At 61.7% G+C, this 24,324-nt stretch carries 19 protein-coding genes and 1 pseudogene; 16 read left to right on the top strand and 4 right to left on the bottom strand.

What is annotated here, in order from left to right; genetic code table 11:
* Positions 1–248 precede the first annotated feature (248 nt).
* Positions 249–1,889 carry a chaperonin GroEL gene (groL, locus tag ACIQWP_RS24760; protein ID WP_402793300.1) on the bottom strand — a complete coding sequence of 547 codons (1,641 nt, stop codon included), beginning with the start codon at positions 1,887–1,889 and terminating at the stop codon, positions 249–251.
* A gap of 75 nt (positions 1,890–1,964) precedes the next feature.
* Entirely contained in the window at positions 1,965–2,261 is a 297-nt protein-coding gene (groES, locus tag ACIQWP_RS24755; protein ID WP_004109735.1) for a co-chaperone GroES, read from the bottom strand.
* A 281-nt stretch (positions 2,262–2,542) separates the two neighbouring features.
* Here groES and chrA point away from each other — a divergent pair, with 281 nt between their 5' ends.
* From chrA to ACIQWP_RS24710, 9 genes are all read left to right on the top strand, one after another.
* Complete coding sequence (chrA, locus tag ACIQWP_RS24750) at positions 2,543–4,021, top strand: chromate efflux transporter (RefSeq protein ID WP_402793499.1); 1,479 nt, start codon at positions 2,543–2,545, stop codon at positions 4,019–4,021.
* Between the two features lie 92 nt (positions 4,022–4,113).
* Entirely contained in the window at positions 4,114–4,962 is an 849-nt protein-coding gene (locus ACIQWP_RS24745) for a TIGR01459 family HAD-type hydrolase (protein WP_402793293.1), read from the top strand.
* A 15-nt stretch (positions 4,963–4,977) separates the two neighbouring features.
* On the top strand, positions 4,978–5,961 hold the full coding sequence (locus tag ACIQWP_RS24740) for a bifunctional riboflavin kinase/FAD synthetase (RefSeq protein WP_402793291.1): 984 nt from the start codon (positions 4,978–4,980) through the stop codon (positions 5,959–5,961).
* Between the two features lie 243 nt (positions 5,962–6,204).
* A complete protein-coding gene (locus ACIQWP_RS24735) occupies positions 6,205–7,581 on the top strand; it encodes a cache domain-containing protein (protein ID WP_402793289.1) in 1,377 nt (458 codons plus the stop codon).
* The gene (locus ACIQWP_RS24730) at positions 7,578–8,219 is read left to right on the top strand and encodes a response regulator (RefSeq protein WP_402793287.1); all 642 of its coding nucleotides are present in this window, start codon (positions 7,578–7,580) and stop codon (positions 8,217–8,219) included. The genes ACIQWP_RS24735 and ACIQWP_RS24730 overlap by 4 nt, the downstream gene beginning before the upstream one ends.
* A gap of 370 nt (positions 8,220–8,589) precedes the next feature.
* Positions 8,590–8,787, top strand: a complete 198-nt coding sequence (locus ACIQWP_RS24725; protein ID WP_034508488.1) for a DUF3311 domain-containing protein — start codon at positions 8,590–8,592, stop codon at positions 8,785–8,787.
* The gene (gene mctP, locus ACIQWP_RS24720; RefSeq protein ID WP_402793284.1) at positions 8,777–10,252 is read left to right on the top strand and encodes a monocarboxylate uptake permease MctP; all 1,476 of its coding nucleotides are present in this window, start codon (positions 8,777–8,779) and stop codon (positions 10,250–10,252) included. The genes ACIQWP_RS24725 and mctP overlap by 11 nt, the downstream gene beginning before the upstream one ends.
* 315 nt (positions 10,253–10,567) lie before the next feature.
* Positions 10,568–13,450, top strand: coding sequence for an isoleucine--tRNA ligase (ileS, locus tag ACIQWP_RS24715; protein ID WP_402793282.1), 2,883 nt, complete (start codon positions 10,568–10,570; stop codon positions 13,448–13,450).
* A 135-nt stretch (positions 13,451–13,585) separates the two neighbouring features.
* On the top strand, positions 13,586–14,215 hold the full coding sequence (locus tag ACIQWP_RS24710) for a hypothetical protein (RefSeq protein ID WP_402793281.1): 630 nt from the start codon (positions 13,586–13,588) through the stop codon (positions 14,213–14,215).
* Between the two features lie 36 nt (positions 14,216–14,251).
* Here ACIQWP_RS24710 and ACIQWP_RS24705 read toward each other — a convergent pair whose 3' ends face one another.
* The gene (locus tag ACIQWP_RS24705) at positions 14,252–14,710 is read right to left on the bottom strand and encodes a nucleoside deaminase (protein ID WP_402793279.1); all 459 of its coding nucleotides are present in this window, start codon (positions 14,708–14,710) and stop codon (positions 14,252–14,254) included.
* Positions 14,711–14,782: 72 nt separating this feature from the next.
* On the opposite strand from ACIQWP_RS24705, the pseudogene ACIQWP_RS24700 reads away from it, so the two are divergent.
* The 3 genes and pseudogenes from ACIQWP_RS24700 to ACIQWP_RS24690 all read left to right on the top strand — a co-directional run bounded on the left by ACIQWP_RS24700 (position 14,783) and on the right by ACIQWP_RS24690 (position 18,294).
* Positions 14,783–16,863 (top strand): annotated as a pseudogene (locus ACIQWP_RS24700) (pseudouridine synthase).
* Positions 16,844–17,410 carry a 16S rRNA (guanine(966)-N(2))-methyltransferase RsmD gene (rsmD, locus tag ACIQWP_RS24695; RefSeq protein WP_402793277.1) on the top strand — a complete coding sequence of 189 codons (567 nt, stop codon included), beginning with the start codon at positions 16,844–16,846 and terminating at the stop codon, positions 17,408–17,410. The pseudogene ACIQWP_RS24700 and the gene rsmD overlap by 20 nt, the downstream one beginning before the upstream one ends.
* 17 nt (positions 17,411–17,427) lie before the next feature.
* Entirely contained in the window at positions 17,428–18,294 is an 867-nt protein-coding gene (locus ACIQWP_RS24690; protein ID WP_402793275.1) for a patatin-like phospholipase family protein, read from the top strand.
* Positions 18,295–18,354: 60 nt separating this feature from the next.
* On the opposite strand, the gene ACIQWP_RS24685 is transcribed toward ACIQWP_RS24690, so the two are convergent.
* Entirely contained in the window at positions 18,355–20,175 is a 1,821-nt protein-coding gene (locus ACIQWP_RS24685) for a monovalent cation:proton antiporter-2 (CPA2) family protein (RefSeq protein WP_402793273.1), read from the bottom strand.
* Positions 20,176–20,325: 150 nt separating this feature from the next.
* Between ACIQWP_RS24685 and ACIQWP_RS24680 the strand changes: the two genes are divergently transcribed.
* From ACIQWP_RS24680 to waaA, 4 genes are all read left to right on the top strand, one after another.
* Positions 20,326–21,678, top strand: coding sequence for a TldD/PmbA family protein (locus tag ACIQWP_RS24680; protein ID WP_402793271.1), 1,353 nt, complete (start codon positions 20,326–20,328; stop codon positions 21,676–21,678).
* Positions 21,679–21,705: 27 nt separating this feature from the next.
* A complete protein-coding gene (locus ACIQWP_RS24675) occupies positions 21,706–22,515 on the top strand; it encodes a 3'(2'),5'-bisphosphate nucleotidase CysQ (protein WP_402793269.1) in 810 nt (269 codons plus the stop codon).
* A 61-nt stretch (positions 22,516–22,576) separates the two neighbouring features.
* Positions 22,577–22,822, top strand: a complete 246-nt coding sequence (locus tag ACIQWP_RS24670) for a DUF4170 domain-containing protein (RefSeq protein ID WP_034508466.1) — start codon at positions 22,577–22,579, stop codon at positions 22,820–22,822.
* 180 nt (positions 22,823–23,002) lie between these two features.
* Positions 23,003–24,322, top strand: coding sequence for a lipid IV(A) 3-deoxy-D-manno-octulosonic acid transferase (waaA, locus tag ACIQWP_RS24665; RefSeq protein WP_402793267.1), 1,320 nt, complete (start codon positions 23,003–23,005; stop codon positions 24,320–24,322).
* Positions 24,323–24,324: the final 2 nt, after the last annotated feature.

Here is a 24,324-nt window from a genome sequence, read left to right as displayed (position 1 = left end):
AAGTTGCAAAATTTGTTATGCCGGGAAACCTTGCTGCTACCGCAGCTGTATCATTTGGGCGCAATTAAAAAAGGGCGGCCCGAGAGCCGCCCTTCGTCAATTCCGGATGCCGGAATGAACAGTCGCAATAAGGCTAATGCCCTATTACATCATGTCCATGCCGCCACTTCAGGCCGCTTGGCGGCCTGAAGCACTAAAGTGCATGGGCGAAGCTTTATGGACATTTCTGTAATTAGGCCGTTGGCCTATCACATCATGTCCATGCCGCCCATGCCGCCCATGCCGCCAGGCATGCCGCCAGGAGCGTCCTTCTTCGGCAGCTCGGCGATCATGGCTTCGGTGGTGATCAGCAGCGAAGCAACCGAAGCTGCGTCCTGCAGAGCCGTGCGAACGACCTTGACCGGGTCGACGATGCCCATGGCGATCATGTCGCCGTAGACGCCCGTCTGAGCGTTGTAGCCGAAGTTGTCTTCGTTCTTGTCGAGGATCTTGCCGACAACGATGGAGGCTTCGTCACCAGCGTTTTCAGCGATCTGGCGGCAAGGAGCCTGCAGCGCGCGGCGAACGATGTTGACGCCGGCTTCCTGGTCGTCGTTTTCACCCTTGACGGTGATCTTGACGGAGGAGCGCAGCAGAGCCGTGCCGCCGCCCGGTACGATGCCTTCCTGAACAGCAGCGCGCGTCGCGTTGAGAGCGTCGTCGATGCGGTCCTTCTTTTCCTTGACTTCGATTTCCGTCGAGCCGCCGACGCGGATAACGGCAACGCCGCCAGCGAGCTTTGCAAGGCGTTCCTGCAGCTTTTCGCGGTCGTAGTCAGAGGTGGTTTCTTCGATCTGAGCCTTGATCTGGGCAACGCGGCCTTCGATGTCGGACTTGGCGCCAGCGCCGTCGACGATCGTGGTGTTTTCCTTGGAGATCGAAACCTTCTTGGAACGGCCGAGCATGTCGAGCGTAACCGACTCGAGCTTGATGCCGAGGTCTTCGGAGATGACAGTGCCGCCCGTCAGGATGGCGATGTCTTCCAGCATGGCCTTGCGGCGATCGCCGAAGCCCGGAGCCTTGACGGCAGCGATCTTCAGGCCACCGCGCAGCTTGTTGACGACGAGGGTCGCAAGAGCTTCGCCTTCGACGTCTTCAGCGATGATGAGGAGCGGCTTGCCGGTCTGAACGACGGCTTCGAGAACCGGGAGCATGGCCTGCAGGTTCGAGAGCTTCTTCTCGTGCAGGAGGATGAACGCGTCTTCGAGGTCGGCGATCATCTTTTCCGGGTTGGTCACGAAGTAGGGGCTGAGGTAGCCGCGGTCGAACTGCATGCCTTCGACGACTTCGAGTTCGGTTTCGGCGGTCTTGGCTTCTTCAACCGTGATGACGCCTTCGTTGCCGACCTTCTGCATGGCTTCAGCAATATCGAGACCGATCTGCTTTTCGCCGTTTGCCGAGATCGTGCCGACCTGTGCGACTTCTTCCGACGTGTTGATCTTCTTGGCCTTGGCCTGGAGATCCTTGACGACTTCAGCAACGGCGAGATCGATGCCGCGCTTCAGGTCCATCGGGTTCATGCCGGCTGCAACTGCCTTGGCGCCTTCGCGAACGATGGCCTGGGCAAGAACGGTTGCGGTCGTGGTGCCGTCGCCGGCGATGTCGTTGGTCTTCGAAGCAACTTCGCGGACCATCTGGGCGCCCATGTTTTCGAACTTGTCTTCGAGTTCGATTTCCTTGGCGACGGTGACGCCGTCCTTGGTGATGCGCGGAGCGCCGAAGGACTTGTCGATAACGACGTTACGACCCTTCGGGCCGAGCGTGACCTTCACTGCGTCAGCGAGGATGTCGACGCCACGAAGCATCTTTTCGCGGGCGCTGCGGCCGAATTTTACTTCTTTAGCTGCCATGTTTGAAACTCCTGAATTCGCGTTTTCCGGGCTTTTAAGGCCCGTCAGCTGTATCGGAAAAGGGAACCGGCTTGATTAGCCGATGATGCCCATGATGTCGGCTTCCTTCATGATCAGAAGGTCTTCGCCGTTGAGCTTGACTTCGGTGCCCGACCACTTGCCGAACAGAACGCGATCGCCAACCTTGACGTCGAGTGCTACGACCTTGCCGGACTCATCGCGAGCGCCGGAACCGACGGCGACGATTTCGCCTTCCTGCGGCTTTTCCTTGGCGGTATCGGGAATGATGATGCCACCCTTGGTCTTTTCTTCCGACTCGACGCGACGAACGACGACACGGTCATGAAGGGGGCGGAAATTGGTGCTTGCCATTGTCTAATCCCTCGATCAAATGACATTCACGGATCAGCGGGGGATCCGTATGGGCTGTGTTAGCACTCAGCATTGGCGAGTGCTAGCGACCGTGATTTAGGGGTGGCTTCCGGACGAGTCAAGGACAGCACTGTGAATTTTTTGCGGCGCGCATCCGCTTGTTCCGCTGATGATTAACGGCTGCGGGCATGGCTCGGCATATATCGCCGGCAGCCGCTGTCCGAAGATGGCATGATGTGTTGAAGCGGCAAAATGATGTCCGGCGCGATCCGCCGACGAGTATGGGAGTAACGGCTTTGGGGATCGCACCGGAAAGAGATGACCACAACGGCCGCGTTTCGGCGTTCGATCCGGTCGGCAAGCCTTTGCTTTCAGAAGCTACGCGCGTCTGGGGAAAGATCGGCTTGCTGAGCTTCGGCGGCCCGGCCGGACAGATCGCTCTCATGCATCGCATGATCGTCGACGAGAAGCGTTGGGTCGACGAAGAGCGCTTCCTGCACGCGCTCAGCTATTGCATGCTTCTGCCCGGGCCGGAGGCGCAGCAGCTCGCAACCTATATCGGCTGGTTGCTGCATGGCTGGCGCGGCGGATTGATTGCCGGTCTGCTCTTCATCCTGCCCGGCTTTTTCGTCATTCTGGCGCTTTCGGCCTTCTATGCCCTTTTTCACGACACCGGTCTGCTCGCGACGATCTTCTTCGGCATCAAGGCGGGCGTGCTGGCGATCGTGCTGCAGGCGTTGATCCGGTTGGGCAACCGCGCCCTCAAGACCCGGTTCCATGTGGTGGTGGCGATCGCAAGCTTTGCCTGCCTCTTCTTCCTCGATCTGCCGTTTCCCCTGGTCGTGTTGCTGGCCGGTTTTACCGGCTACGGACAGGTTCTTTATTGCGCATGGGGCAAGGAGCGCCGGCGGCCGCGATTATCGTTCCCGGCGGCATCGGCATTTCGCTTCGGCTGGCTCGCAAGCCCCCAGGCTCGCTCCTCTCTGTTGACGATCATATGTTGGATACTGATCTGGCAGGCGCCACTGTTGCTGGTGCGCAGTTTGCATGGCCCGCAGGATATCGTGGCGGAGACGCTCAGCGGGCAGGCGAACGTGTTCGGCGCCATCTTCTCCTTTTTCTCGCGCATGGCGGTCGTCACCTTCGGTGGCGCCTATGCCGTTCTTGCCTATGTGGCGCAGACGGCGGTGCAACACTACGCTCGGCTGAAGCCGGGCGAGATGCTGGATGGCCTCGCGCTTGCCGAGACCACGCCCGGACCTCTCGTCCTGGTCCTGTGTTTCGTCGGCTTCATGGCCGGTTTCCGCAACCCTTTCGGCTTCGATCCGCTGTTCGGCGGCTTCGTCGGCGCGAGCCTTGCGGCATGGGCGACCTTCGCGCCGAGCTTTCTCTTCATCTTCGCCGGCGCGCCCTACATTGAGAGGCTGCGCGGCCATGCGGGGCTTTCCGCGGCTCTCGCCGCCATTACCGCAGCCATCGTCGGCGTCATGGCGAACCTGTCGATCTGGTTCGGTCTGCACGTGCTGTTTGCGAATGTCGAGCGGCTGGTGCTGCTGAGCCGCCGCGTCGCGCTCCAGGGCGGCGAATTCGTCAATGCGCCGATCGCCGGCATGGCGTGGCCCGATTGGAGCAGTCTTGATATCTCGGCCTTTCTGCTGTTTCTGCTCGCAGCGGTGCTGGTCTTTCGCCGGCGTGCCGGCGTTGCCATCGTGCTCACCGTATCGGCCTTGGCGGGTTCATTGCTCCGGCTCGCCGGCTGAGCTTGTGCGGCGCAAAAACCTTGCACGCCGCTCTTGTAATTTGCCGGCCGGTTTGCGATGTCAGCCCGTGATTTATTTGACGTGAGGACGGCATGGGCAAGCGTATCGAAAGCTTTCGCGAGATCGGCGGACTTTATGACGTTGCGCTCTGCGATGTCTGGGGCGTGCTGCACAATGGTGTCTCCGCGTATGAAGAGGCGTCTCTCGCGCTGCAAGCAGCCCGCGGCGAAGGCTTGACCGTCGTGCTCATCACGAACTCCCCGCGTGTTGCTCCCAAGGTGGTCGAGCAGCTGCGGGCGATCGGTGTTCCCGATAGCGTCTACGATCGCATCATCACGTCGGGCGACGTCACGCGCAAGCTGATCGCCGACGGCCCGAGGAAGGTATTCCTGCTCGGCCCGGAGCGCGATACCGGCATCCTCGAAGGGCTGGATGTCGTGCGTGTCGAGGCAAGCGAGGCCGAAAGCATCGTCTGCACCGGCTTCTTCGATGACGAGACGGAAACGCCTGACGATTACACGGACATGCTGACGGCCTGGTCCGCCCGCAACGTGCCGCTCATCTGCGCCAACCCGGATCTCGTGGTCGAGCGCGGTCATCGCATGATCCCCTGCGCCGGCGCCATGGCCGCCTATTACGAGCGGCTCGGCGGCCAGACGCGCATCGCCGGCAAGCCGCATCAGCCCATCTATGACGCAGCGATTGCCGCCGCCCGCGAGGTCAAGAGCGAATTTCCGCTATCGCGTGTTGTTGCCATCGGCGACGGCATGCCGACCGATGTGCGCGGCGCGCTCGATTACGGTCTCGATCTTCTTTATATCAGCCATGGCATCCACGCCCGCGAATATGTCGTCGACGGGCATACGGATGAGGCCGCGCTCGGCGCCTTCCTGGCACGCGAGCAGGCTTCGCCGAAGTGGTGGATGCCGCGCCTTGTCTGAGGGGAGTGGCAGTCGATGACCGTTTTCCATCGCAACGAGACCCGTGAGCCGCTTCCCGATGCCTTGAAGGGCGGGGTGGTCGCCATCGGCAACTTCGACGGCGTGCATCGCGGCCATCAGTCTGTGTTGACGCGGGCATTGGAGATCGCCAAGGAGCGCGGCATTCCGGCCTTGGTGCTGACCTTCGAGCCGCATCCGCGCACCGTATTCAAGCCCGATCAGCCTGTCTTCCGCCTGACCCCCGCACCGCTCAGGGCGCGTCTTCTGGAAGCGCTCGGTTTCAACGCCGTCATCGAATATCCCTTTGATCGCACCTTCTCGCAGCGTTCGGCGGATGAATTCGTCCATTCGATCCTGATCGACTGGCTGCATGCCTCCGAGGTTGTCACCGGCTTCGATTTCCATTTCGGCCATGATCGCCAGGGTGGGCCGGCCTTCCTGATGAATGCCGGCAGCCACAATGGCTTCGGCGTGACGCTCATCGATGCCTTCCGCGACGAGAATACCGAGGTCATCTCCTCCAGTCGCATCCGTACGCTGCTGGCAGACGGCGAGGTGGCACAAGCCGCCGGCCTGCTCGGATACCGCTATACCGTCGAGGCGCCGATCATCGGCGGTGAGAAGCTCGGCCGCACACTCGGTTTCCCGACGGCCAACATGCAGTTGCCGCCCGAGATATCGCTGAAGGCCGGCATTTATGCCGTGCGCTTCCGCACCGCCGACGGTGTCATCCGGGATGCCGTCGCCAGTTACGGCCGGCGCCCGACCGTGACGGACAATGGCGCCCCGCTGCTCGAGACTTTCGTCTTCGATTTCAGCGGCGATCTCTACGGTCAGATCTGTTCCGTTTCCTTTTTCGGCTATCTCCGCCCGGAACTGAAGTTCGACGGTCTGGACCCGCTCGTCGCCCAGATCCGCAAGGACGAAGATGAGGCGAGGGCGCTGCTCGCCGGCGTCCAGCCGCTCGGCGAGCTTGATCGGGTCATTGCGTTCGACTGATATCACCCAAGGGTTGGGTAGATAGAGTTTTTCGCCTTGTGTCATCACCCATGCGATTTGGCTCCGCGTTCGATTTCTCCGGAGCCGGCGGGCTGGCTGCTGGACGGGACGCCGTTCGAACACGGCCGTCGTGCTGTTTCGAGGCAATCACCCCGATTGCGTGTGCCAACATTGTCGACAAGCTGTTGAATTCGCGTCCGACAAGGGCCATTGTTCCGCGCCGGTTCTTGGGAGGAACAATCGTTGACACTACGCAACCAGATCATTGCGCTCGCGCTTGCGCCTCTCGTTATTTCGATCCTGGCAATCACCGCCTTCATTACTTGGCAATCGACCAGTCTCGCCAAGAACAATATCGAGACGTTCGAACAAAACATGCTGAAGGCGAAGGAAACGGAAATCGTCAACCTGACAGACCTCGCCGTGTCAGCCATTCAGGCGACCTATCGGGACGCAGCGTCGAACGATCAGGCCGCGAAGGACAAGGTAGCCGCGATCTTGACGTCCCTTGACTATGGCCCGGACGGATATTTCTTTGTCTACGACTATGATGGAAACAACATTGTTCATCCGCGCGAGGGATTTCGGAACGGGCGGAATTGGCTCGATTTGACCGATCCGGACGGTGACCGGGTCATCGCGGAGCTCATCAAGACCGCAAAAGCTGGGGGAGGCTTGCATCAGTACAAATGGGAAAAGCCTTCTACCGGGCGCATCGCCGACAAGCTCTCATTTGTGGTTGGCCTTGATAAATGGCACTGGGTTGTCGGAACCGGTGTCTATCTGGACGATATTTTCACCCAGACCGCGGCGGCCAACGCAGCCATGCGGGCAAACATAAAGGGAACCTTCATCGTCGTCACACTCATTGCCGTTCCCGCCATTCTGGTCGTTTTCACGACTTGTATGCTGCTGACGTTCCGTGAGCGACGCATGGCCGATGGCCGGCTCAAGGAGCTGACGCAAAGAGTGATCGATACGCAGGAGGAGGAGCGCGCACGCCTTGCCCGCGAATTGCACGATGGTGTGTCGCAGAATCTCCTCGGAGTACGCTATGTCATGGACCTCGCCAACCGCAAGGTACGAAGCCAGGTTGATGATGCCGCAACCGCGATCGAGAAGGGTATCGATACCCTTAACAGCGCGATCAAGGACATCAGGCGACTTTCGCATGATCTGCGCCCCCGCGTGCTCGACGATCTCGGCTTGACGGCCGCACTGACCGCGCTCGCGAACAATTTCGCCGAGCGAACCGGGATCGCAACCGAGGTCGAGGCTTCGAGCTTTATCGGGATGCTGAAGCCCGAAGCGAGCACAGCGCTCTACCGGGTCGCCCAGGAAGCCCTGAATAACGTCGAACGTCATTCCGCCGCGACGCTTCTTACGATCAAGCTTTGGAGCGATCGAGGGCGTGCCCGCTTGAGAATTTCGGACAACGGCATTGGTTTTGACGGCGCCGGCGACAGCAAGGGTGGGCTCGGGCTTAGGAACATGCAGGAACGGATGGCGCATTTTCGCGGCCTGCTTCTCGTTCAAAGCACGGCCGATGGCACGACACTCATTGCGATGCTGCCGAAATCTGCCAATGCCTCGCCAAGAGCAAGGGTGGACGCGGCATGAAAAGAGACAAGGTCAGCGTTCTGCTGATCGACAATCATCCTGTGGTGCTGGATGGACTGAAAGCTGTGCTGGAGACTTTCGACCACATAGAGGTGGTTGGGACGGCAAGCCTCGCGCAAATCGGCTTGGAGGTGGGTCGGCGGACGCTGCCGCAAGTGACCTTGATGGATATCAACATGCCGAAGCTCAGCGGCATCGATGCGATAGAACTCTTTCGTCGGGAGCTTCCGGAGACGCGAATCGTGATGCTGTCCATGCATGATAGCCGCGAATACATCTCCTCATCGATCATGCGCGGTGCGGTCGGGTATATTCTCAAGGATGTTTCGACCGACGAAGTCGTCTGCGCTATCGAGACCGTAGCGGCCGGCGGAACTTATTTTTCGTCCGGCGTTCGCGACATATTGGTGGCGGACAAGATACAAAAGGAGGTTGACCCTCTGACACCGCGCGAGCGTCGCATTCTGGGTTTGATCGTTGCAGGCAGGAGCAATCGCGAGATTGCCGAGGAACTTCAGATTACGCCTGCGACGGCGGAAACGCATCGCAAGAATTTGAAGAAGAAGCTTGGCATCACAACGACGGCCGGCTTGATCCGCTACGCTCTTGACCACGGCATCGCAACCGCAACGGTCTAGAGCACTTCCAGGAAAAGCGCGAAGCGGTTTTCCGTTCGGAATGCTAGCGAAACAAGAAGATAGAGCGTTTTTGCGATTTCGAAGAAGAGCGAAAATGCTCTGACGCCCGTCTACCCACTTCTGGGTAGGTTCGACGATTTCGCATCAGCTAATATCTTGTTCGGGCGTCAGACTCGCCGTAGGACTTTATTAGCGGCTGCCCGCAGGCGGGCCGTTGGGAGGAATTCACATTCGTCGGTCTGGCTCTGCATAGCCAAAACTCATCGGCCTCGGCCCTTGAGCGCATATTGCAATCGCAGGCTGATACACTCCTTCCACTCTGACAACTGCAACAAGGTGGCGCGCAGACACCGCGTGAGAGGTATCGGACATGGACAAACGCTTTGGGACGGCGGCCTGCTGGCTGCTTGTCATTCCCTACATAGGCTTGCTTTGGGTTCCCTTCTACAACAGCCACGATCCAGTGCTGCTCGGTTTCCCCTTCTTCTACTGGTATCAGCTGGCCTGGGTGCCGATCACAGCTGTCCTGACGTGGATCGCCTACCGGAGCATGCGCCATGATGACTGATATCGACCCGACAGCCCTTGCAGTCTTCATCTTCTTTATGGTGCTCGTCACCGTCATGGGCTTTGTCGCTGCCCGCTGGCGCAGACCGAAGACCCTCGCTCATATCGACGAATGGGGCCTCGGTGGCCGCACCTTCGGCACCTGGATCACCTGGTTCCTCGTCGGCGGCGATTTTTACACCGCCTATACCGTCATTGCCGTCCCGGCCCTGGTCTACACCGTCGGTGCCTACGGCTTCTTCGCGCTGCCCTATACGATCGTCGTCTATCCCTTCGTCTTCATGGTCATGCCGCTTCTGTGGAGGCGGGCCAAGGATCATGGCTATGTCACCGCGGGCGATATCGTCCACGGTCAATATGGCTCGCGGGCGCTGGAACTGGCGGTGGCGCTGACCGGCGTCATCGCGACGATGCCCTATATCGCGCTGCAGCTCGTCGGCATGACGGCGGTGTTCAAGGCGCTCGGGCTTCATGGCGAACTGCCGCTTGCCGTCGCCTTCATCATCCTGGCGCTCTACACCTATTCGGCAGGCCTTCGCGCGCCGGCACTGATCGCCTTCGTCAAGGACATCATGATCTATATCGTGGTCATTGCCGCCATCGCGCTCATCCCGGCGAAACTCGGCGGCTACGCCAATGTCTTTGCCGCGGCGGACGCCGACTTCAAGGCCAAGGGCGCCGGCAGCCTGCTTCTCGGCGGCAACCAGTATGTCGCCTATGCGACGCTGGCGCTCGGCTCCGCGCTCGCTGCCTTCATGTACCCGCATACGCTGACCGGCATCTTCGCTTCCAACAGCGGCAATACCATCCGCAAGAATGCGGTGCTGCTACCAGCCTATACGCTGCTGCTCGGCCTGCTGGCCCTGCTCGGCTATATGGGCCATGCGGCCAACCTGAAGCTGGACAGTCCCAACGATGTCGTTCCGGCACTGTTCCAGACGTTGTTCTCGAGCTGGTTTGCGGGCTTTGCCTTCGCGGCCATCGCCATCGGCGCGCTTGTTCCGGCGGCCGTGATGAGCATTGGCGCTGCCAATCTCTTCACCCGCAACTTCTGGAAGGCTTATATCGATCCGCAGGTTTCCGACGCCGGCGAGGCAAAGGTGGCCAAGATGACCTCGCTCGTCGTCAAGGTCGGCGCGCTTCTCGTCATCATCTTCCTGCCGACGCAGTTCGCGCTCGATCTGCAGCTGCTCGGCGGTATCTGGATTTTGCAGACGCTGCCGGCCCTGGTCTTCGGCCTCTACACCAGGTGGTTCCGGGCGCCGGCCCTGCTTGCCGGCTGGGCCGTCGGCTTCTTCGGCGGCACCTACCTCGTCTGGGATGCCGGCTGGAAGCCACTGCATATGGTTGCGCTCGGAGACACCAGCTTCACCGTCTATACGGGGCTGCTGGCGCTCGCTGCCAACATCGTCGTGTCGGTGATCCTCAACGCCGTCATGCCGGCACGGGCAACCGCACGCGCCTGATCGAAGCAACGTCCTATTGGCCGCGGGCGGCAACGTCCGCGGCCTTTCTGTGCGTAGCCGGCATTGTTTCCTCTTCCTTTCCTTGGAAAAAACGCCTATGAACCGGCGACCATGACCCAATTTCGGCTGAGCCACTCGATACGAATTATTGGCCCGGCCTTCCGCGCGCTCTAAGCTGCCGGAAGGTCCGGGTTCTTGGCGCCCGTTTCTGGAGCATTTCCAGGAAAATTGGGCGCTTCCGCCGCCGAAAAATCCCCATATGGCTGCGCCCGTTCGGCGCAAGACGCCCGAGACACCGAGGCAATTGTCAGAACTATGACCGATACCACTGAAAAGATGGATTACTCCAAGACCCTTTACCTGCCGGAAACCGATTTTCCGATGCGCGCCGGACTGCCGCAGAAGGAGCCGGAGCTGGTGAAGCGCTGGGAGGAGATGAACCTCTACAAGGAGCTGCGCGCCTCCGCCGCCGGCCGCGAGAAATTCGTGCTGCATGACGGCCCGCCCTACGCCAACGGCCATATCCATATCGGCCATGCGTTGAACAAGATCCTGAAGGACGTCATCACCCGCTCGTTCCAGATGCGCGGCTATGACAGTAACTATGTCCCGGGCTGGGACTGCCACGGCCTGCCGATCGAGTGGAAGATCGAGGAAAAGTATCGCGAGAAGGGCAAGAACAAGGACGAGGTTCCGGTGAACGAGTTTCGCCAGGAATGCCGTGACTTTGCCGCCGGCTGGATCAAGATCCAGTCCGAAGAGTTCAAGCGCCTTGGCATCACGGGCGATTTTGACAATCCCTATCTCACGATGAATTTCCATGCGGAATCCCGCATCGCCGGCGAGCTCTTGAAGATCGCCCGCACGGGTCAGCTTTATCGTGGCTCCAAGCCGGTCATGTGGTCGGTGGTCGAGCGCACGGCGCTCGCCGAAGCCGAAGTCGAATATGCCGATGTCGAGAGCGACATGATCTGGGTGAAATTCCCCGTCGTCGAAGGCCCGGCTGAGCTTGCCGGGACTTTTGTCGTCATCTGGACGACCACACCCTGGACGATCCCCGGCAACCGGGCGATCGCCTATTCGTCGCGTGTGTCCTACGGCCTCTATGAAGTCACGGAAGCCGCCAATGATTTCGGTCCGCGCCCCGGCGAGAAACTGATCTTCGCCGACAAGCTCGCCGAGGAATCCTTCGCCAAGGCGAAGCTGCAGTACAAGCGCCTCAGCGACATCACGGCGGACGATCTGGCGGCGCTCGCCTGCGCTCATCCACTAGCTTCGCTTGGCTACGGCTTCAAGGTGCCGCTGCTCGATGGCGATCACGTCACCGACGATGCCGGTACGGGCTTTGTGCATACGGCACCCAGCCACGGCCGCGAGGACTTTGACGCCTGGACGGGACATGCGCGCGCCCTAGAAGCCCGCGGCATCTCGTCCACCATCCCGTTCCCGGTCGACGACGCCGGCTTCTATACCGCTGACGCCCCCGGCTTCGAAGGCGGCCGCGTCATGGATGACAACGGCAAGAAGGGCAATGCCAACGATCTCGTTATCAAGGCCCTGATCGAGACGAACACGCTCTTCGCACGCGGCAGGCTGAAGCATTCCTATCCGCATTCCTGGCGCTCGAAGAAGCCGGTGATCTTCCGCAACACGCCGCAGTGGTTCGTCTACATGGACAAGGACTTTGCTGACGGTTCGACGCTGCGGTCTCGCGCCCTGAAGGCGATCGACGATACCCGCTTCGTGCCGGCTGCCGGCCAGAACCGCTTGCGCGCGATGATCGAGCAGCGCCCCGATTGGGTTCTCTCGCGCCAGCGCGCCTGGGGCGTGCCGATCGCGATCTTCGTCGACGAGCAGGGCAACATCCTGCAGGACGATGGCGTCAACGCCCGTATCCTCGAGGCTTTCGAGCAGGAAGGCGCAGATGCCTGGTTCGCCGAAGGCGCGCGCGAACGCTTCCTCGGCGAAAAGGCCAACGAGCCCTGGAAGCAGGTCATGGACATCCTCGACGTGTGGTTCGACTCTGGCTCGACCCATACCTTCACGCTCGAAGATCGCCCGGACCTGAAGTGGCCGGCGGATGTTTATCTCGAAGGCTCCGACCAGCATCGCGGCTGGTTCCACTCGTCGCTGCTCGAAAGTGCGGCGACCCGTGGCCGCGCGCCCTACGACACGGTCGTCACGCATGGCTTCACCATGGACGAGCAGGGCCGCAAGCAGTCGAAGTCGCTCGGCAACGTCGTTGCCCCGCAGGACGTGATGAAGGACGCCGGCGCCGATATCCTGCGTCTCTGGGTCATGACCACGGACTATTGGGAAGATCAGCGCCTAGGCAAGGCGATCATCCAGACCAATGTCGATGCCTATCGCAAGCTGCGCAACACCATTCGCTGGATGCTCGGCACGCTGGCGCACGACAAGGGCGAAGTCATCGCCTATGCCGACATGCCGGAGCTGGAGCAGCTGATGCTGCATCGCCTCGCCGAACTCGACGAGCTGGTGCGCGAAAGCTATGACGCATTCGACTTCAAGCGCATCGCCCGCGCCCTGATCGATTTCGCCAATGTCGAGCTTTCCGCCTTCTACTTCGACGTCCGCAAGGATGCGCTCTACTGCGATGCGCCGTCGAGCCTGCGCCGCCGCGCTTCGCTCGCCGTCATCCGCACGATCTTCGACTGCATGGTGACCTGGCTGGCGCCGATGCTGCCGTTCACGACGGAAGAGGCATGGCTGTCGCGCAATCCGCAGGCGGTCTCGGTTCATCTCGAGCAGTTCGTCACCATTCCGGCCGAATGGAAGAACGAGGCGCTGGCCGAGAAGTGGAAGAAGATCCGCTCGGTGCGCAGCGTCGTCACCGGTGCACTGGAAATCGAGCGCAAGGACAAGCGCATCGGTTCGTCGCTCGAAGCCGCCCCGGTCGTCTACGTCGCCGATCCGGAGTTGCTGACGGTGCTCGAAGGACAGGATCTCGCCGAGATCTGCATCACGTCCGACATCACGGTCCTGGGCGATGAAGGCCCTGCCGATGCGTTCCGTCTTGATGACGATGCCAAGGTCAGCGTCGTTCCGAAGCTTGCCGAGGGCCGCAAGTGTGCCCGCTCCTGGCGCATCACGACGGACGTCGGCTCCGATCCGGAATACCCTGACGTCTCGGCGCGCGACGCCGTGGCGCTGCGCGAACTCGCTGATGTCAACTGAAGAAAATTGCCGGGTGAATTGCCTTTGCGGCGTTCATCCGGTAAAAGCTGCCTGAAAATGGCCCGATTTTTACGGCAGTTGCCGTCAAATGGGGTTCTGTTACATTTTGTTCCGGCATGGCTGGGAAGGGTTTTCATGAGAGCGATGCATAGCGTTCGTGTCGGCGTCAGCTTGGCGGCACTTGTGGTTGGCTGCGGTGCAATGTCCGGCTGCCTGAGCAGCCCGACTTACGGCACCGACAAGACGGCCGGCGTGCAGCTCCTGGATGACCTCGGCGATATCGCCTCTGTTTCGGCCGCAACGCCGAAGGACAAAGGTGTGAAGTATCCGAGCCGCCCCGGTCTGGTTGTCGGTGGCGACAAGGACGCTTTGACGGCGCCGCAGCAGTCGCTGGCAAGCAAGGACAACCCGGCCTGGCTGGAATCACCCGAAGATGCCCGCAAGCGCCTCGCCGCGGAAGCCGATACGAAGAAGAACGACGTCAACTATCGCTCGCCGCTGGCTCAGGCCGACAGCACCAAGAATCACCTCTCGGAAGCGCAGCAGACGGCCGCCTATCGCGCCGCGCGTCAGGATCAGTCCGGCAGTTATGTCGACCAGCGCCGCTACCTGATCGATCCGCCGCAGCAATATCGCCAGGTCGCCGACCAGGCTGCCCTCAACGACCTCGGCGAGCCCGAGTCCAAGAAGGAAAAGAAGCGCAAGAAGGATGCCGAGGCTGCGCAGCAGACCAACAACAGCAGCTGGTGGAAGCCCTTCCAATAAGCAATTCGCAAAGCGGCGGCCTCAAACCGCCGCTTTTCAGTCTTCGGAGCGTTTCTCCTGAAAGAAACTCCTGAGGATGTCGGCAGATATCGTTTCCCCGAGGCCGGAATAGACTTCCGGCGCATGATGGCAGCTCGGCTGGCGATAGAAGCGAACACCATTGTCGACACCCCCGCCCTTCGGGTCCTCGGCGCCATAATAGAGACGGCGGATGCGCGCGAACGAAATGGCTGCGGCGCACATGGTGCAGGGTTCCAGTGTGACGTAGAGATCGGCGCCTGTCAGACGCTCCTGGCCCAATTCCTCGCAGGCCAGGCGGATGGCGACGATTTCGGCGTGGGCGGTGACGTCGTTGAGTTCGCGGGTACGGTTGCCGGCAGTGGCGATGACCTTGTTATCGAGCACGACTACGGCGCCGATCGGCACTTCACCGCGCTCACCGGCACGGCGCGCTTCAGCCAAAGCAAGCTCCATGAATTGATTTCTAGCCGCCATTCAAGTTTTTCCACTTAACCGCAAGGGCGTGACCTGATAGGAACACGCGTTAAAAATTCAGGCAAACAACAAATGACGATGAATGACAAGCCCAGGCGGCCTGGGTCTAAACCCTTTGCTGGCGACAAGAAGACGATAAAGCGCGATGGCGCGAAGCCTGCGAAGGCCGTAGCCGTCAAGGCTGCGGATACCGCTGCGGTCGAAGATGGAAAGGCCGAGCGCATTTCCAAGGTGATGGCGCGCGCCGGCGTGGCCTCGCGCCGCGACATCGAGCGCATGATCATGGATGGCCGCGTCACGCTGAACGGCGTGCTGCTGGATACGCCCGTGGTCAACGTGACCCTTGCCGACAAGATCGAGGTCGATGGCGTGCCGATCCGTGGCATCGAGCGCACGCGCCTGTGGCTCTATCACAAGCCGGCCGGCCTGGTGACCACCAATGCCGATCCGGAAGGGCGCCCGACCGTTTTCGACAATCTGCCGGACGAGCTGCCGCGCGTCATGTCGATCGGTCGCCTCGATATCAATACCGAAGGTCTGCTGCTGCTGACCAACGACGGCGGCCTCGCCCGCGTCCTGGAACTGCCGACGACCGGCTGGCTGCGCCGATATCGCGTGCGCGCCCATGGCGAGATCGGTCAGGAAGAGCTCGACAAGCTGAAGGAAGGCATTGCCGTCGACGGTGTGCTCTACGGCTCGATCGAGGCGACGCTCGACCGCACGCAAGGGTCCAACGTCTGGATCACCATGGGCCTGCGCGAAGGCAAGAACCGCGAAATCAAGAACGTGCTTGGCGCGCTCGGCCTCGAGGTCAACCGCCTGATCCGCATTTCCTATGGCCCGTTCCAGCTCGGCGAGCTGCCGGAAGGCCATGTGCTTGAGGTGCGCGGCCGCACGCTGCGCGATCAACTCGGGCCCCGTCTGGTCGATGATGCCAAGGCGAATTTCGACGCGCCGCTCTACAATGCCCCGGCTGTTGCCGAGCCCGAAGAGGCGGATGCCAAGCCGGCTCGTACGGTGAAGGACGAGCGCCCGAGACGTGACCGTGAGCGTCCCGAGGACAAGCGCGAGCGAGCGCTCAGCCGCCTCGACACCAAGCGTGATGCCAAGCGCGACGATCGTCGCGAAGGCGGCCGCGATGGTGGCCACAAGGATGATGACCGTCAGAAGCGCCAGCCGCTCGGCCCGCGCCGCAGCGCCAATGTCTGGATGGCGCCCGGCGCCCGTCCGCTCGGTGAAAAGGCCGCGGCCAAGGCTGCCAAGAATGCAAAGACCGCCTCCCGGCGCGGCGAACCTGAACGTCCGCAGCGCAGCGGCTTCGACCGCCCGGACGAAGGCCCGCGCGTTCGCATCAATCGCGTCGACGAGGGCGATGGCGAATGGATTCGTTCAAGCGAGGAAGCACCGCGCAGGTCGCGCGGCGATGACGAGGGCTTTGATCGCAAGCGCTCACGCGGCGACCGCCCGCTGGGCGATCGTCCCGCTCGGGGGGATCGTCCGTTTGGCGACCGCCCACCTCGTGGCGACCGGCCCTTTGGCGACAAGCCACGCGGTGATCGTCCCTATGGTGACAAGCCACGTGGTTCGCGGCCGGAAGGCGGAGATCGTCCTCGCGCGAAGTCTTTCGATGGCGAAGCTCGTTCCGAGCGTCCTCGCGGTGATCGCCCGTTTGGCGATCGTCCGCCTCGCGGCGACCGGCCTTTCGGTGACAAGCCTCGTGGTGATCGCCCCTATGGTGATAAACCCCGTGGCGATCGTCCCTATGGCGACCGCCGGCCCCGCGCCGAGGGGGATGAGCGTCCTCGCGCCAGAGCTTTCGATGGCGAGCAGCGCTCGGAGCGCCCCCGTGGTGACCGACCATTTGGGGATCGCCCGCCTCGTGGTGACCGGCCCTTCGGTGATCGCCCTCAAGGTGAGCGCTCTTTTGGTGACCGGCCGGCCGGCAAGCCCTTCGGCAAGAAGCCGGGTGGCGGCAAATCCTTTGGCGGCAAGCCAGGCGGGAAGCCCGGTGGCTCGCGCGGCTTTGGTGGCAAGCCCGGTGGCGCAGGACGCCCGTCGGGCGGTCCACGCGGCGGCTCCGGTCGGGGTGGCGCCGGCAAGGGCGGCCCCAAGGGCGGAAGGGGTTGACGCGCGGTGAGGATCGTCGGCGGTGAGTTTCGCGGTCGCTCGCTTGCAACGCCGAAGTCGAACGACATTCGTCCGACGGCGGATCGCACGCGCGAAAGCCTGTTCAACATATTGAGCCATGCCTACCCGGAGGCCGTCGATGGCACCCGGATGATGGACCTGTTTGCCGGCACCGGCGCCGTAGGGCTGGAGGCGGCCTCGCGCGGCTGCCGCCATGTGCTCTTCGTTGAAAGCAGCGTCGAGGGCAGGGGCCTTCTCTGGGAAAACATCGATGCGCTCGGCCTGCATGGCCGTACGCGCATGCTGCGTCGCGATGCGACGGATCTCGGCAGCGTCGGCAATCTCGAACCCTTCGATTTTCTCTTCGCCGACCCGCCCTATGGCAAGGGGCTCGGCGAGAAGGCTTTTGCGGCAGCTGCCGCCGGCGGCTGGCTGGTGCCGGGCGCTTTGGCGATCCTCGAGGAACGTGCCGACGTGACCGTTGCCGCGCCATCGGATTTCCTGTTTCTGGAGGAGCGGACCTTCGGCGACAGCAAGATGCATTTCTTCCGTTACCAGCCGTTGGCGGCCTGACGGGGCAGGAGAAGCATATGGGCGATTATGCTGATTTCGTCGGCAGCGACTATCCGCTTGCCGCCTCCGGCACGCCGAGCGTCGCGGTGGCCTTCGGCTGCGGCGGCGCGCGCGGCCTTGCCCATATTCATATCATCGAGGCATTGGACGAGCTCGGCATTCGTCCTGTCGCCATAGCGGGTTCTTCCATCGGTTCGATCATGGGTGCGGCCATGGCGGTCGGCATGAGCGGCGCGGAAATCCGCGATTATACGCTCGCGACCGTCGGCAATCGTCCGGCCGTTCTCAACAAAATCTGGAGTTTGCGGCCGGTCAGCGTTCGCAGCATCCGCTTCGGCCAGTTCAATCTCGAACGCATCCTGCGTACCTTCATGCCGCCGGCCATTCCGGAAAGCTTTTCGGAGCTGCATATTCCGCTGAAGGTGGTGACGACAGACTACTACGATCAGGCCGAAGTGGTTATCGAAAAGGGTGAACTTTTCCCGGTGCTCGCTGCCTCGGCCGCCATTCCCGCCGTTTTCATGCCGGTCAAGCTCGGGGATCGCGTGATGATCGACGGCGGCATCATGAATCCGGTTCCTTACGAGCATCTCGCCGGCCTTGCCGATATCATCATCGGCATCGACGTCGTCGGCGGCCCCGAAGGCAGCGGCCGACAGGTCCCGAACCGCATCGAAAGCCTGTTCGGCGCCGGCCAGCTCACCATGCAGTCCAACATCGCGCTGAAGCTGCGGCTGCAGGCGCCGCAGATCTTCCTGAGGCCGTCCGTCGGCCGCACCGGCGTCCTCGATTTCCTCAAGGCGCGCGACATCCTCGCCATGTCGGCCGGCATCAAGGACGAGCTGAAATTCGCTCTCGACCGGGTGATAACGGCGAAGAGCTAGCGCGCTCCTCAAAAGCCGTGTGCCACGGCTTTTGGACCAGACCCAGGCAATAGAGAGCATCTAAGCCCGTTCCGGCTCCTCTTGCGGCAGCGCCACGAGATCGTCGGCGTCGCTGTATGTTTCGGCGGCGCGTTTCGGTTTGACCAGCGGTTCCGGCTTGACCGGGCGTGAATAGAGCATGTCGGTTCCGGCCTGCAGCCCCTCGCTCACCTGCAGCACGAGCCGTTGCTCATCGCGCTTGCGGATATCCTCGCCGATCTCATAGGCTTCCGCTTCGCTGAGGCCGAGAGCCTCCAATGTGCGGCGGCCGAAGAGCAGACCGGATTCCAGAGTTTCGCGCAGCTCATAGTCAACGCCCTTGTGGCGCAGCTCGATCGAATGAACGCGGTCATAGGAGCGGACGAAGATGCGCGCATGCGGATAATCCGTCTGCACGAGTTCGACGATCTTGTCGGTCACTTCGCGCAGATGCGTGCTGACGACGACGATCTTGGCGCGATCGATGCCGGCGGAGCGCAGCACGTCCTTGCGGGTTCCGTCGCCGAAATAGATGCGGAAGCCGAAACTCGATGCCTGGCGGATACGGTCTGCGGAGAAATCGATGACGGTCACGTCGCGGCCGCTGGCAAGCAGGATCTGCGCGGCGATCTGGCCGAAACGCGAAAAGCCGATCATCAAGACATCGGAGCCAGCGCCCTCGAAATCCTCGTCCAGCTCTTCCTGGGTGTCACCCTTCACCATCCGCTTCGCCAGCGCGGAACTCAGCGGCGTCAGCGCCATCGACAGCGTGACGATGGCGATCAGCATCGATGCCGTGTTGGCGGAAAACAGACCGCCGCTGGCGCTGGCCGCGCTGAAGAGCACGAAGCCAAATTCGCCGCCTTGCGGCAGCAATCCGGCAATGCGCACGGCGTCATTGTGCGGCGAGCCCGCCACGCGGCAGAGCGCATAGATCACGACCGCCTTGATGACCATCATGACTGGCACGGCGAGCACGATCAGCACCCAGTTGTCGAGGATGACTTCGAGTTTCAGCGACAGGCCGACCGCAATGAAGAAAATCGCGAGCAGCACGCCGCGGAAGGGCTCGATATCCGCTTCCAGCTCATGCCGATAGGAGGATTCCGCCAGCATCACGCCGGAAAGGAACGCGCCCATTGCCATCGACAGCCCGGCAAGCTGCATCAGCGTTGCCGATCCCATGACCACGAAGAGGGCGGCGGCAATCATGGCCTCACGCGCGCCGGTGCGGGCGATCACCTGAAACAATGGCGTCAGCAGATAGCGGCCGGCGATAATCATCGCCGCCACGGCGCCGACCGCGATTGCAAGGCTCGGCAAGGGATTGGCGGTTTCCTTCGCCCCGTCGAGGACGGTGATCAACGCCAGCAACGGCACGATGGCGAGATCCTGCAGCAGCAGCACCGAGAAGGAGCGCTGGCCGTACTTCGTGTTGACGTCACCCTGCTGCTCAAGGATCTGCATCGCAAAGGCGGTCGACGAAAGCGCTAGGCCAAAACCGATGATGATGCTGCCCTTCCAGCCGGCAATGCCGCCGAGATAGGATGCGACCGTCAGCGCCAGTCCGCTGAGGACCACCTGTGCCGTGCCGAGGCCGAAAATATCGCGCCGCATCTGCCAGAGGCGGGACGGCTTCAATTCAAGGCCGATGATGAAGAGCAGGAAGACGACGCCGAGTTCGGCCACGGCGAGCACGGCCTCGCTGTCACCGATGCTGTGGAGGATCGGGCCGATCACCACGCCGGCGGCGAGATAACCGAGCACGGTGCCAAGCCCCAGTTTCTTGAAGATCGGCGCCGTGACGACGGCGCCTCCGAGCAGAAGCAGGGTTTCGGTGAAGAGCGTATTGGGGGCGGACATCGTCTGTTTCTTTCCGTGGGGCAGGCGGTGTTGCGACGCGCGGTCATGATAAACAACCATGCGTGAAGAGATTAGAACAAGAATCGGCTTTGCCGCCCTTGATGCTTTATGTAGTGCACAATAAATGGAACGCGAAGGAAAGGCCAAATCATGACCTCAGAAATCGATTCCGCCACTCTGCTTTCCCGTGCCAGCCAGTTGATCGACCTCGCCCGGAAAGCCGGCGCGGATGCGGCGGATGCCGTCGTGGTGCGGTCGCGTGCCCATTCCGTCAGCGTGCGCCTCGGCAAGGTCGAGGGCACTGAATCCTCCGAGAGCGACGACTTCTCGCTCCGCGTCTTCGTCGGCAACCGTGTCGCCAGCGTCTCGGCCAATCCCGGCTTCGATCTGAACGCCCTTGCCGAGCGCGCCGTCGCCATGGCCAAGGTTTCGCCGGAAGATCCGTTTGCCTGCCTTGCCGATGAGGCGGATCTCGCCAAGAGCTACCCGGATCTCGAACTATTCGATCCTACAGAGGTTTCGTCGGAGCAGTTGCGCGAAGCAGCGCTTGCGACCGAAGCCGCGGCGCTTGCCGTTCCCGGCGTCACCAATTCCTCCGGCGCTGGCGCTTCCGCCGGCATGGGTGGGCTGGTGCTCGTCACGTCGCATGGTTTTGCCGGCCACTATATGGGCTCGCGCTTCGGGCGCTCCGTCAGCGTCATTGCCGGCGAGGGCACCGGCATGGAGCGCGATTATGATTTCGACAGCCGCCTCTATTTCGCCGATCTCGATGCGGCCGAGGAAATCGGCCGCCGCGCCGGCGAACGTGTGGTCAAGCGCATCAACCCGCGCCAGGTTCCGACAGACAAGAACGTCACCGTCGTCTTCGATCCGCGCGTCGCCCGCGGCTTCGTTGGCCATATTGCCGGCGCCATCAACGGCGCTTCCGTCGCCCGCAAGACCAGCTTCCTGCGCGACAAGATGGGCCAGCAGGTGCTGAAGTCAGGCCTATCGATCACCGATGACCCGCTGATCGTGCGCGGCCCGTCCTCGCGCCCCTTCGACGGCGAGGGCGTGTCCGGAAAACGGCTCGTCATGATCGAGGACGGCGTGTTGAAATCCTGGTTCCTGTCCACCGCGACGGCACGGGAAATCGGCGGCGGCCTGAAGACCAACGGCCGCGGCGTGCGCGGCGGCACGTCCGTATCGCCCGCCTCCACCAACCTGGCGCTGGAGCCGGGTGATATTTCGCCCGAGGAGCTGATCCGCAGCGTCGGAACGGGCTTCTATGTCACCGAGCTGATCGGCCAGGGTGTCAACATGATCACCGGCGAATACAGCCGGGGTGCGACCGGCTTCTGGATCGAGAACGGCGAACTGACCTTTGCTGTTTCGGAGGTGACCATCGCTTCCAATCTGAAGGACATGTTCATGCGCGTCACGCCGGCAAACGACATCGATCGTGATTTCGGCGTCGCCGCTCCGACGCTTGCCATCGAAGGCATGACGCTGGCGGGCCGCTGAGAAACGAGCGGAGATTGGAATTATTGAATGATCGATAGCCAGAAGGCCAGCCGGTTGAGCGATGTGGACCTGATCGTCGGGGCCGCGCTCGAGGCGGGCAAGATCGCTCTCGGTTTCTTCCGGCAGTCGCCGGAGGTCTGGTGGAAGAACAACGGCCAGTCTCCGGTCAGTGCCGCCGATTTTGCCGCCAATGAAAGCCTTGCCGCCACGCTGCGCGCAGCAAGGCCGGATTATGGCTGGCTTTCCGAGGAAACCGACGACGACGCAGAGCGATTGAAGCACGCGACCGTCTTCGTCGTCGATCCGATCGACGGCACCAGAGGGTTTCTCTCAGGCCTGGATCTATGGTGCGTCAGCGTCGCCGTCGTGACCGATGGCCGGCCCGTGGCGGGCGTTCTCTATGCGCCGGCGCTGGATGAGCTGTTCGTGGCGACGGCCGGCGGCGAGGCCCTGAAGAACGGCCAGCCGATCGGCGTTTCCCAGAGGGTCGGCGACGATATCCATCGGTTGGCAACCGGCGAGGATATGCTGAAGGGCTTCGATCCGGATTTCCGCAAGACGGTCGAGCGGGTCAAGCACGTTCCGTCGCTTGCCTATCGTCTCGCCATGGTGGCGGACGGGCGCCTCGAAGGAACGATCGTCAAGCGCAACTCCCATGACTGGGATCTGGCCGCGGCCGATCTCATTCTGGAGCGTGCCGGCGGCGCGCTCGTGGATCTCTCGGGCAATGCGCTGCGCTACAATCGCGCCGAAGTATCGCATGACGAACTTTGCGGTGCGTCGGCATCGCAATTACCGGAGTTTCTCCGCCAACTTTCACATCGACGAGACGGTTGACCTTTCGGTCAAAATCCCGCAGATGAAGGGTGGAGGGGGACGACAGCTGAAAGAGACGAAAATGACTGATACCAGCGGCAAAAAGCAGCTCCTGCACCTTGTCTTCGGCGGTGAATTGGAAAACCTCGAAGAGGTCCAGTTCCGCAATCTCAACGAACTCGATATTGTCGGCATGTATCCCGATTATGCGAGCGCGCTGACGGCGTGGAAGTCCAAGGCGCAGCAGACCGTTGACAACGCCCATATGCGTTATTTCATCGTCCACCTGCATCGCTTGCTCGATCCGCAGGAAAAAGCGGCATCCTAAGGTCGCCTCGCACCGAATTTTGCATTTGATATCTCCGTCCGGCGAGGCGTTACAGCTTTAAATCCGGTCATGAAGCAGTATCTTTGACACAATAAGAACGAAAATTCGGCTGTTTATTCGGCCGGTTGATAATCGGGATTTGGCATTGATGGTGATCAGCTGGGATCGGAGGCGAACGAAATGAGTAGCCTCAGGGCGCGTCTTGCCTTGAGCGCCTATCGTTTTGGCGGGATCGCCGTCTATCCGTTCATCGGGCCTTATCTTGCCGTTCGCGCGGCGAAGGGCAAGGAAGACAGTTCCCGCAAGCTGGAGCGCTCGGGCTATGCGAGCGCCAATCGCCCGCAGGGGCCGCTGATCTGGTTTCACGCTGCAAGCGTGGGCGAAACCTCGGCAGTCATTCCGTTGATCCGTGAAATTCGTCGTCGCGACATTCACGTCATCCTGACGACAGGCACGATGACCTCGGCCAAGGTCACGCATCAACGCCTTGGCGAAGAAGTCATTCACCAATACGTGCCACTCGATCTCAAGCCTGCCATCAAGCGCTTCCTCGAATACTGGCAGCCAGATTGCGCCATTTTCGCCGAATCCGAGATCTGGCCGACCACCATGATGGAACTCGGCCGCAGACGCATCCCGCAGATCCTCGTCAACGCCCGCATGTCGGATCGTTCTTTTGAGCGCTGGAGCCGGCATCCGTCGCTTGCCGAGGCGCTGTTTGAAAATCTGGCGCTGGTCGTTGCTCAGTCCGATCTTGACGCCGAGCGCTTCCGCGATCTCGGCGCCTTGCAGGTTTTGAAATCAGGCAATCTCAAGGTGGATACCGACGCACCGTCCTGTGATGCGCCGACGCTTGCCAGCTACATGAGGCAGATCGGCGACCGCAAGACCTGGGCTGCCGTCTCCACTTTCGAGGGTGAAGAGGGCGCCGCCGCCGCCGTTCACTCGATGCTCAAGGATCATAACGGTCAGCTGACCATCATGGTGCCGCGCCATCCCGAACGTTGCGACGCGATCGAGGCGATGCTCGTCGAGCAGGGCTTGAAGGTCGCGCGTCGGACCCGCGGCGATATAATCTCGCCGGATGTCGATGTCTTTCTCGGCGATACGATCGGCGAGATGGGGCTCTATCTGCGGATGACCGAGGTTGCCTTCATGGGCAAGTCGCTGTTCAACGAAGGCGGTCAGAACCCGCTCGAGCCGGCCATGCTCGGCTGTGCGATCCTGACCGGCGGCCACGTCCAGAATTTCCGCGATGCCTATCAGCTGCTCGCCCGTCGCGGCAGCGCCCGCGTCGTGCGTGACACCGAGATGCTGGCGCGCGGCGTGCATTATCTGCTGACCAACGACACGGCGCGGCGCGGCATGATCGACGCCGGTTTTGCCGCCGTGCATGAAATGCGCGGCGCGCTGGCCGCAACGGTCAAGGGCCTTGAGCCCTATATCAATCCGCTTTCGGTCAAGGCGCGGCTGATGCCGAAGACGATGGCGAACGGATAAGA

It is taken from the genome of Rhizobium sp. NPDC090279, from assembly GCF_044769665.1.
Classification (GTDB): Bacteria; Pseudomonadota; Alphaproteobacteria; order Rhizobiales; family Rhizobiaceae; genus Rhizobium.
This window is presented reverse-complemented; position numbering and strand designations above follow the sequence as displayed.